This window comes from Mesorhizobium sp. M1365, assembly GCF_040317865.1.
Taxonomy (GTDB): domain Bacteria; phylum Pseudomonadota; class Alphaproteobacteria; order Rhizobiales; family Rhizobiaceae; genus Mesorhizobium.
Map to the genome: position 1 here is coordinate 44,647 of NZ_JAMYLG010000035.1, position 9,721 is coordinate 54,367.

Genomic DNA, 9,721 nt, shown 5'->3' on the forward strand with positions numbered 1-9,721 from the left:
TCAGTCGTCCTTGAGAGGAATGTGAGCGGCTCTCTCGGCTTGCCTGCGGCTGCCGGGACGAAGTGCAAAGGCAACGCATCCGAGGAAGAAAAGCGCCATGGCAAGCAGGCCCCAGCTGTCGGCAAACTCCCGCATGAAATTGTAGGTCATCGCCATTCTCCTCAGCGGTAACCGGCGGCTTCGTCATAGGTCCTGAAATCGACCAGCGTGCCGAGCATCTGGAGATAGGCGACCAGGGCATCCATTTCGGTGACCTGCTGCGGATCGCCGTCGAAATCGCCGGTCTTGACCTTCGGATAGCGAGCCTCGAGGCCCGAACTATCGGCATTCGGGTCGGCCTGCGCCATCAGATCGGCATTGGCATGAGCGATCATGTCGTCTGAATAGGGAACGCCGACCCGCCTGTTCGCGACGAGGTGCGTCGAGAAGTCCTTCACCTCGATCGGCGTGTCCTTGAGGAAGCCGTAGCTCGGCATGATCGATTCCGGCACCACGGAGCGCGGGTCGGACAAATGCTGCACATGCCAGGTGTTCGAGTAACGGTCGCCGACGCGGGCCAGATCCGGTCCGGTTCGCTTCGATCCCCATTGGAACGGGTGATCGTACATCGACTCGGCCGCCAGGCTGTAGTGGCCGTAGCGCTCGACCTCATCGCGGAACGGCCTAATCATCTGGCTATGGCAGAGGTAGCAGCCCTCACGCACATAGATGTTGCGTCCGGCGAGCTCAAGCGGCGAGTAGGGCCGCATGCCTTCGACCTTCTCGATGGTGTTGTCGAGATAGAAGAGCGGCGCGATCTCGACGATGCCCCCGACTGTTACGACCAGCAGGGACCCGAGGAGAAGAAGTGTGGCGTTCTTCTCGATAACCTTGTGTTTGTCCATCAGGCCCATTTTCTGGCTCCTGATCGCACAGGCTGGAGGGCGGGGATGGAGCCGGGCATCGGCTCTTCCTCGCGCTGGTGGCCGAGGATGGTCATGGCGATGTTCCAGGCCATGATGAGGGCGCCCGACAGATACATCGCGCCGCCGATGGCACGCATGATGTAATAGGGGTGCATGGCGGCGACGGTCTCGGCGAAGGAGTAGACCAGGAAGCCCTGCTCGTCGTACTCGCGCCACATCAGGCCCTGCATGATGCCTGAAACCCACATGACAGCGGCGTAGACGACGATGCCGAGCGTCGCCAGCCAGAAGTGCCACGTGACCAGCCGCAGCGAATAGAGACGCTCGCGGTTCCACAGCTTCGGTACCATGTAGTAGATCGCGCCGAACGAGATCATGCCGACCCAGCCGAGTGCACCGGAATGGACGTGGCCGATGGTCCAGTCGGTATAGTGCGACAGCGAGTTGACGGTCTTGATCGCCATCATCGGGCCTTCGAAGGTCGACATGCCGTAGAAGGCGACGGCCATCACCATCATACGGATGATCGGGTCGGTGCGCAGCTTGTCCCAGGCGCCCGAGAGCGTCATCAGGCCGTTTATCATGCCGCCCCACGAGGGCATCCAAAGCATGATCGAGAACACCATGCCGAGCGTCTGGGCCCAGTCCGGCAGGGCGGTGTAGTGGAGGTGGTGCGGACCGGCCCAGATGTAGAGAAAGATCAAAGCCCAGAAGTGGATGATCGACAGGCGGTAGGAATAGACAGGTCGGTTGGCCTGCTTGGGCACGAAATAATACATCATCCCGAGGAAGCCGGCGGTGAGGAAGAAGCCGACGGCATTGTGGCCGTACCACCATTGCGTCAGGGCGTCCTGTACGCCGGAGAAGGCTGAATAGCTCTTGGAGCCCAGGAAGGAGACCGGCATCGACAGGTTGTTGATCACATGTAGCATTGCGATGGTCACGATGAAGGCAAGGTAGAACCAGTTGGCGACATAGATGTGCGGTTCCTTGCGCTTCAGGATCGTGCCGAGGAACAGGATGAGATAGGCGACCCAGACAATGGTCAGCCACAGGTCCACATACCATTCGGGCTCGGCGTATTCGCGGCTCTCGGTGATACCGAGCAGGTAGCCGGTTGCCGCCATGACGATGAACAGCTGATAGCCCCAGAACACGAACCAGGCGAGATCGCCGCCGAACAGCCTGGCACGACAGGTCCGCTGCACGACATAAAGTGACGTGCAGATGAGTGCATTGCCGCCGAAGGCAAAAACCACGCCGGAAGTATGCAAAGGCCGCAGTCGGCCGAAATTGAACCAGGGCTGGATGTTGAGATCGGGGTAGGCGAGCTGCAGGGCGATAACCACGCCGACCAGCATGCCGACGACGCCCCAGAATACGGTGGCGATGGCGCCGTAGCGGATCGGCCCATCCATGTAAGCGGCGGGGTCGATCGGAACTGCCCGCTTGAATTCCGTGTTGCGCAACAGAATTGCAGTGAAGCCAGCCACGGCGAAGAACAAAACCCACATATGCCGGCGAAAAGGTTCATCTACGCCGAAGCCGGCAGCCACCAGGGCCGCAAACGCAAACAGGCTTAGAAGGACGATCTCTGTGCCGAATTTCATCGCAAGCCCCGATTTCCAATTCCGGCGGGCGCCAACCGCAGTGCCTTATTGCGCAGCCGTGGCCTGCTCGCCCTGATCCATGTCAGAGCCGCACGATTTTGCTTCGAGCAGCATCGAGCTCGGTGCGATCAGACTGTGGCGATCGAATGTGGAAGCGCAGCACCGGCCGCCACGCTTATGGACAGGCCCCGCGTCCCCGGTCGGGCCGGGTATGGAGGCGATCGCGGGCGTGTGGGGAAGCGCGCCTTCTGTGACGCTGGAAAGTAGGGCGATGCCTTGCCGAACGTCGATCGTTTCAATGCCTTGGGACAGCCAGCGCCAGCGTTGCGCTGCCTTCGTGACATTCATGGTTCGGGGAGACGGCGATTTTCCCCTGCGTATGAGGCGTATTGACTTCGGCCGAGTGCGATCCTGCCTGGAACAGCCGGTTGCACGTCGAGCACCTCGAGGATGGATGCTTCGCCGACGAGTTGGCCGAAACGCACCTGGCTCATGCGATCGGATGGAGAGCGGGCTGTCGCTATGCGACTTCTTCTAAGCCCAACGCGAGCATGCCCTGCCCCGAACGAAGTAAGTGACGTAGGCCATGCAGCTTCGGTGTCATTCAAACGGCGGTTGCGCCTCGGCCGCCGCAGCGCCGTTCCAGCCGGCTCATGCTGTCCACGGTGACACGGCGGTTGTTCTCGATCCGAATCACGCCGTCCATTCTCAGGCTGGTCAGCTGACGGCTCACGGTCTCGTTTGTAATTCCAAGGAAATCAGAGATGTCGGCACGCGTCATCGGCAGCTCGAAGCACGCCGACCTAGCCGCCGGGTCAACACTGGAACCGATATTCCGGGCGATCATGAGGAGAAAGCTCGCCACCTTCTCCGGTGCGGTCTTGCGCCCCAGAGTCACCATCCATTCGCGTGCCTCGTCGAGTTCGTTCAGCGCCTGCTTGAGCAGGCGATGCACAAATTCCGGTGATTCCTTCATCATCCGTTCGATGGCCGCTCTCGGAAACGAGCATAGCGAGACAGCTGTTGCCGCTTCCGCATTGATCGCGCTTTTCATCTTGAAGGGCCGTCCCAGAAAATCCGGCGCGAACTGAAGGCCGACGATCTGCTGGCGGCCGTCCGAAAGGCTCTTCGTCAGCTTCACCACGCCTGAAAGCACGTTTGAATAACAGTCGACCGTCTCGGCGTCGCCGATCAGTTCGACCCCCGGCTCGATATTGTGCCGCGACGACGTCTTGGCAAGCTGAGCCAAATGGTCTGGTTCGAGCGCACCACAGACACCGCGGTGCCGTGCCTCGCAAGACAGGCAAAGAACGGGAATGCCGGAACTGTGAATGTCCTGCCGTAATGTCATTCGATCGCTCTACCGGTCCAGTGCGGGCAGGATAGCAATCGACGGTAGAAAAATCCTTGCGGCAGTTTGTCCGTGCTGAAGGTTGATCGAAATCAGGGCTTAGGCTCATCCAAGCATCCACAGTTCCGGCGACGCAAACACGGTGGACCACGACATGCGACTGGAGCTAGCTGCCAGACTTGGCGAGAACGTCCCGCGCTATACCAGCTATCCGACCGCGCCGCATTTCCATGCGGGGGTCGATGCCGTCGTTTACCGAGGCTGGTTGGAGGCGCTCCAAGGTGGTGACGAGATATCGCTTTACCTCCATATTCCCTATTGCGACAAGCTTTGCTGGTTCTGCGCTTGCCACACCAAGCAGACACGCCACTACGAACCAGTGACCACATATCTGCGCTCACTGGATGCCGAGATCGCTACCGTCTCCAGTCTTGTCGCAGGCAAGGGCCGCGTGCGTGCCGTCCATTTCGGCGGCGGTTCGCCGACGATGCTCAAACCGGAAGATATCGTGGCGCTGGGAACCGTCCTGCGCAACAGCTTCACGTTTCTCCCCGGTGCAAAGATCAGCGTTGAGATCGAACCCAACGATATGGACGATGCCCGCCTCGATGCACTTGCCGAAATCGGCATGACAAGGGCGAGCCTCGGCGTCCAGGATTTCGACCCGAAGGTGCAGAAAGCGATCAACCGCGAGCAGAGCTTTCTGCAGACCAAGACAGTTGTTGATGGCGTTCGTTCGCGCGGCGTCGAATCCGTCAATCTCGATCTGCTCTACGGCCTGCCGCATCAGGCCAGGGAGAGCGTCGCCTCCACGGTTGCACAGGCCCTGACCCTGGAACCGGATCGGATCGCGCTTTTTGGCTACGCCCATGTGCCGTGGTTCAAGAAACATCAGACGATGATCGACAAGGCCTGGTTGCCGGGTCCGGCGGAGCGGTTTGCCCAATGGCAATTGGCAGCGCGGGCGATCATGGACCAGGGATACGAAGCAATCGGGCTCGATCATTTCGCCAAGCCGGGCGATGCGCTGGCGCTTGCGGCACGCGCCGGGACTTTGCACCGGAACTTCCAAGGCTACACCGAGGACTGCTACGAGACATTGATCGGCCTCGGCCCATCGTCCATCAGCCAGTTTCGCCAGGGCTATGCACAGAATATGCCTTCGACCGCCGAGTATGGACGCATGGTTGCTGATGGCGGGCTGGCCGCTGTTCGGGGTATCGCGCTTTCCGACGACGACCGTGTTCGCGGCTGGATCATCGAGCGATTGATGTGTGACTTCGCCTTCTCGGCGATTGAGCTGGTGGAGCGCTTTGGCGAAGCCGGCCAAAGACTTCTCCTCAAGGCGAGTTCCACGGCCCTCCAAGATCCTGCGCGGTTGCTTGAACTTGATGGTGACCGCTTCGTCGTGCCTGCGGAAAGCCGGCCCTTTGTCAGGAGCATCGCGGCAAAGTTCGACAAATATTTCGAAAGTGGAACGGCCAGGCACTCAGCGGCAGTCTGAGCACCGCAGAGGAACGGTCATGGTTCTCAGTCGATCGTGAACCGATTGCGCTACATTTTTCACTGTTGATCGGCGACCGTCGTGTCGAGACAGGATTCGGAGCGGACCAGACGCGTCTTGGTATAGCGACGATATCGTCCGGTCGTGCCTTCCGGCGCCGTATTCCATTTCGCAGTCCCTGAAGCGCCACGTCGAGTCCGGCCTCTTTTCTGTATCGGAAGCAGTCGACAATCGTCCTGGCCAGATCATGGTTGTCGGCCGACAGCTCCCTTCGGCCTTGCAACAAGGGTCCGCAAGGACCGTGCCAGCTGCAGCAGGCGCCGCCGCATCGCACCACCACACTATCCACCCGTGGCTCGCGCTAACCTTTGATTGGTTCGCGCCAGGCCGACGCCCGTCGAAACCGAGCCTCGGCAACATTCCGAGTCGTAAGCGGCTGGCCACGCTCTTGGTCCCGGTGGCAGAAAGTCCGCAAGCACCCCGGCAGCGCCGTCAAGCGTGGGACAACCCGTCCACCCGAATATCCGCCGGCGCAGTTTCAGTGAAAAGCGGGCCTAGGCTAGACGGCTCTCTTGTTACCCCAGAGCATAACGTGCAGCTGCGGCAGCACACGGGCTTCGAACCACCTGTCGCGGGTCACGGCATCAACCAGCCACTCCATGCGCTTCAATATTCCGTCAAGGTCGACAGGAGCGTCTTCATTTGCGGGGCGTGGCGGCGTGTGATTGCCGGGTTGCAGATAGATCGGAAGCCGCGGAAATCTCGCAGCGGCGTCTTTCGCGTAGGCGTAGTCCCTTTCGTCGAAAACAATGAGCTTGAGCACGACTTGCGGCCTGCCTTGTGCCGCCTGGAGGCACGCCTCGAAAGCGGCCCAATCGGTCGTCATTTGGCTTGACGGCGGCTTTGGGCTGAGGACTAGCACGTCAAGGTCGGCAAACCAGTCCCTGGCCACCGAACCTTGGGTTTCCAGCGCAAAACGGTAACCTTCACCATGGCCTCGCTCGATGAGCGCGCCGAGCGGCTGGATGGCCGGATTGCCGCCTGACAGCGATACCATCAGCGGGCGGCCACCGGAAAGCGCAAGCACGTTTTGCCACACCGCGGCAATGGACATCATCTCCCATTCATGGCGGAATTGATTGTCCACCGCATGCAGGCTGTCGCACCAGGAACAGCGATAGTCACACCCGCCGGTTCTGACGAAGACCGTCGGCAAACCGATGAGCACGCCCTCGCCCTGGATCGTCGGCCCGAAAATCTCACTCACGCGGATTGCGGGATGCGTATCGGTCATGGCCGGTATTCCGCCCAGGTTTTCGGCGTTTCGCTCACCCGCACGGCCGAGGTTTCGGGCAGGCGTGCCTTGCACCATTCATAAAAATGTCTGGCCAGATATTCCGCCGTGACTTGCTCATGTCCCAGCACGTCGTTGAGATGTCGGTGGTCGAAGCTCTCGTCGATGTAGCGTTTTAGCGGCGCCAGATCATGATAGTCGCGCACGAAGCCGTGCTCGTTCAGTTCCTTCGCCGAAAGCTCTACTTCGACGATGTAGTTATGCCCGTGCAGGCGCGCGCATTGGTGCTCGGGCGGCAAAGAGGTGAGCTGATGCGAGGCCGAGAAGTGGAATTCCTTAGTGATGCAGAACATTACACGATCCTCCTGCGCAGCGCGTCGAGCCAGAAGTCGGAGTCCTCGTACTCGGTGGGGTCCGGGTGCCCTGCAAGATGAAACGCCTCGCGCCGCTCGACGCAGGTCCCGCACCGTCCACAGTGACGCTCGCCGCCCTTGTAGCAGGACCAGGTCTGCGCAAATGGTGTGCCGTATCTTGCTCCATCCTCAACGATGTCCGCCTTCGTGAGGTTCACATAAGGCGCATAAAGGCGAATCTTCGCGTAGCCGTCGAGCGCATGGTCCTGCATCATCTGGAAAGCGTCGATGAAGGCCGGACGGCAGTCGGGATAAATGAAATGATCCCCACCATGCACGGCCGTCGCCACCGCGTCAGCGTCGTGCGCTGCGGCGAAGCCGAAGGCAATGGCCAACATGATGGCGTTCCGGTTCGGCACCACCGTGACCTTCATCGTGTCTTCGGCGTAGTGCCCGTCGGGCACGTCCACATTATCGGTCAGCGCGGAGCCGAAAAGGCCGCCGCCGATTTCGTGGATGTCGACGATGCGGTGCGGGACGGTCAGTCGCTCCGCGCAAAGGGCGGCGAAGCCCAATTCCTTCCTATGCCGTTGGCCGTAATCGAAAGATAGGAGGCCGGCGAGTTCGTGCTCCGCTGCCACCTTGTGAGCAAGGGTAACGGAGTCCAATCCGCCGGAGCAGACGACGAGAGTCTTCATCGTTGGGTCCTTGTTTTAACCGGGTAGGCTGCGACCGGAGATTTCTCTGCGCTCCCAGTACTTCAGGAAATCCATTTTGTGAAGTGAACGGGGAACGAGTTTCATGCGCTGACGTGCCGCTGTGTGCAAGGCGCCCTCGCGGTGAGCCTGCAAGGAACACGGACTAGCGAAACGTCACGCTTCAGCGGAATGCTCAAAGGCGAGCGCACCAGAATATGCTCTGCAGGAGGTCCGGACCTTCGTAAACAAAGTTCTCGACGATCAAGCGCCCGGCGGTCCCGAGCTTCGAGGGACGCCACCGCGAGGGATTCAGGTACAAGACGGCCCGAGGATGGGCTTGCCGCAAGAGAACGGACTTACCAGTGGGATGTTCAGCGACGCCGATGCAGATGTCTGGAATGATCACGACATCAATTGTCGCGGCAACTTTGGCTGGCCTGCTCTCGGGTTCCGTAGATCCAGCGCATTCCGCTTCAGGATCGGTTCGAACCGGAGCACTCCCTCGGTCAATGGACGTCCGGCAACAACCTGAATGATCGGTCGTGAGCCGACATCTGTGAACAAGCGGTGTGGTCGATTGCTATCACCCATGTGTTGCGCGCAGGTACCTTATGGCAGTGGATGAACTGGATTTGATGGTTTTACAGCTGGCGGTCGAAAGCGTCCGCTCGCTCTCCTTAAGCTTCGCTGAAAAGGCCGCCGAGGTAGCCACCAGGAGCCGCGGCATCCTGCTTTTCGACGTGCGGGTCGACGGTGATGCGGGGGTCCAGCGGGTCGCAGCCATCCGATATCAGGGCGACCAGATCGGCGTGCTGGCGTTGGACAGACAGGGCCTTGTTACCCACCATTGCATCGTCAACGGTACGTTCTCACATTTCATTGCGCCCTTGGAGAACTGGCACAGCATGCCCCTGTCGATGCAGGCCAAGATCGATGCCAACGGCCATGCCAGTCTCTTCCTAGGGGCCTTGCGAAATGCCGGACATTTGCTGGGCAGCTAGCATTTGGCCAGAATGCATCTGTGAATTTTTGCATGCGCATCGCTGCCGAACCGCCGGCATGATTGTCGTGCTCGAAAACGGCGGCGGGGGACGCGGCAAAGCGATCGCCGCGATGATGGCGATCAACGCGTGGGCGTTGCATCGATGCGCGATCGTTTGAGACGGAGATCTCCGCCTGGCATCGAGCAACATGCACGGAGGTACGCAAAGCGCAAATGCATCAAGTAGTTGAAGGGACGAGCCCCTCGCGCAAATGGAGCTTGCGCTGCCGTTGTCGTCGCATCGTGCCGCCGAACTCGGGGGCGTGACGATCGACCACGATGGCCTGTTTTTTTGCAAAGTCGAATGGCCCGATTCCAAAGCCAAGGAAAAAACTCCGACCACAGCGAAGAATAGTAACAACACGGGCGACGCAAGCCGCCTTGCCCTCTAGCAGGGGAGGTGCTTGCGGTGCTCTCACCGACACGAGATCGCAAATGGCACGTGGGTGAGCACCAGGACACCCATGGTGATCGGCTTGACTCCCTGAAGGAAGCACAAGGCCTCAGCGGGCAGAGGCGCAAGCGACGGTCGAATACTGGCTGGCTGCTCGGGATCTGATCGGAAATGACGTAGGATTTGGTTGCTTAAGCCGATCCGAACCATTTCCCGGAGACCACACCCACCATGAACGATCTTGCGCTGCCGCTGAGCGGTTTGTCATCAGTCGGCGGCAAGTCCGTCGTCGCCCGTTTCGACGGCGGCATGCTGTCGTCCAACAGCGGCGTTCTGGCCTTGGCCGACGTGGAAAAGCGGTTGCGGGTGGCCGAGCGTCTGGCGCGTTGCATCGACGATCCGCGCTGCCCGGACCAGGTCGTCCACAGCCTGGCGGACATGATCGGCTTTCGCATGAAGATGATCGCCGCCGGCTACGAGGACGCCAACGACGCCAACCGGCTGCGCCGCGATCCGGTCTTCAAGATGGCCCAGGATGCGCTGCCGTCGGGTCGGGATCTGGCGTCGCAA

The 9,721-nt window shown here is 60.4% G+C and carries 12 protein-coding genes; 4 read left to right on the forward strand and 8 right to left on the reverse strand.

The annotated features are described in order from the left end of the window. From NKH04_RS26125 to NKH04_RS26145, 5 genes are all read right to left on the reverse strand, one after another. Positions 1-150, reverse strand: a complete 150-nt coding sequence (locus NKH04_RS26125) for a cbb3-type cytochrome c oxidase subunit 3 (RefSeq protein ID WP_023679629.1) — start codon at positions 148-150, stop codon at positions 1-3. 11 nt (positions 151-161) lie between these two features. After that, positions 162-893, reverse strand: a complete 732-nt coding sequence (ccoO, locus tag NKH04_RS26130) for a cytochrome-c oxidase, cbb3-type subunit II (RefSeq protein WP_353045183.1) — start codon at positions 891-893, stop codon at positions 162-164. Then, positions 884-2,515, reverse strand: coding sequence for a cytochrome-c oxidase, cbb3-type subunit I (ccoN, locus tag NKH04_RS26135; protein WP_353045184.1), 1,632 nt, complete (start codon positions 2,513-2,515; stop codon positions 884-886). The genes ccoO and ccoN overlap by 10 nt, the downstream gene beginning before the upstream one ends. A 45-nt stretch (positions 2,516-2,560) precedes the next feature. Then, complete coding sequence (locus NKH04_RS26140) at positions 2,561-2,863, reverse strand: hypothetical protein (protein WP_353045185.1); 303 nt, start codon at positions 2,861-2,863, stop codon at positions 2,561-2,563. Positions 2,864-3,119: 256 nt separating this feature from the next. After that, positions 3,120-3,866, reverse strand: a complete 747-nt coding sequence (locus NKH04_RS26145) for a Crp/Fnr family transcriptional regulator (protein WP_352484157.1) — start codon at positions 3,864-3,866, stop codon at positions 3,120-3,122. 154 nt (positions 3,867-4,020) lie between these two features. Between NKH04_RS26145 and hemN the strand changes: the two genes are divergently transcribed. Continuing rightward, positions 4,021-5,370, forward strand: coding sequence for an oxygen-independent coproporphyrinogen III oxidase (hemN, locus tag NKH04_RS26150; protein WP_353045186.1), 1,350 nt, complete (start codon positions 4,021-4,023; stop codon positions 5,368-5,370). 559 nt (positions 5,371-5,929) lie between these two features. Here hemN and queE read toward each other — a convergent pair. Genes queE through queC form a run of 3 tightly spaced genes read right to left on the reverse strand, consistent with a single transcriptional unit; the run spans position 5,930 to position 7,715 of the window. Then, positions 5,930-6,664, reverse strand: a complete 735-nt coding sequence (gene queE / locus NKH04_RS26155; RefSeq protein ID WP_352468486.1) for a 7-carboxy-7-deazaguanine synthase QueE — start codon at positions 6,662-6,664, stop codon at positions 5,930-5,932. Next, a complete protein-coding gene (queD, locus tag NKH04_RS26160) occupies positions 6,661-7,017 on the reverse strand; it encodes a 6-carboxytetrahydropterin synthase QueD (RefSeq protein WP_352484155.1) in 357 nt (118 codons plus the stop codon). Before queD ends, queE begins: the two co-directional genes overlap by 4 nt. Next, the gene (queC, locus tag NKH04_RS26165) at positions 7,017-7,715 is read right to left on the reverse strand and encodes a 7-cyano-7-deazaguanine synthase QueC (protein WP_352484154.1); all 699 of its coding nucleotides are present in this window, start codon (positions 7,713-7,715) and stop codon (positions 7,017-7,019) included. The genes queD and queC overlap by 1 nt, the downstream gene beginning before the upstream one ends. 611 nt (positions 7,716-8,326) lie before the next feature. Here queC and NKH04_RS26170 point away from each other — a divergent pair. From NKH04_RS26170 to NKH04_RS26180, 3 genes are all read left to right on the forward strand, one after another. After that, entirely contained in the window at positions 8,327-8,716 is a 390-nt protein-coding gene (locus NKH04_RS26170; protein WP_023722055.1) for a hypothetical protein, read from the forward strand. A gap of 253 nt (positions 8,717-8,969) precedes the next feature. Continuing rightward, positions 8,970-9,149, forward strand: a complete 180-nt coding sequence (locus tag NKH04_RS26175) for a hypothetical protein (protein WP_352484153.1) — start codon at positions 8,970-8,972, stop codon at positions 9,147-9,149. 233 nt (positions 9,150-9,382) lie between these two features. After that, the coding region (locus NKH04_RS26180) for a transposase (protein ID WP_353045187.1) at positions 9,383-9,721 on the forward strand (339 nt) is incomplete at its 3' end.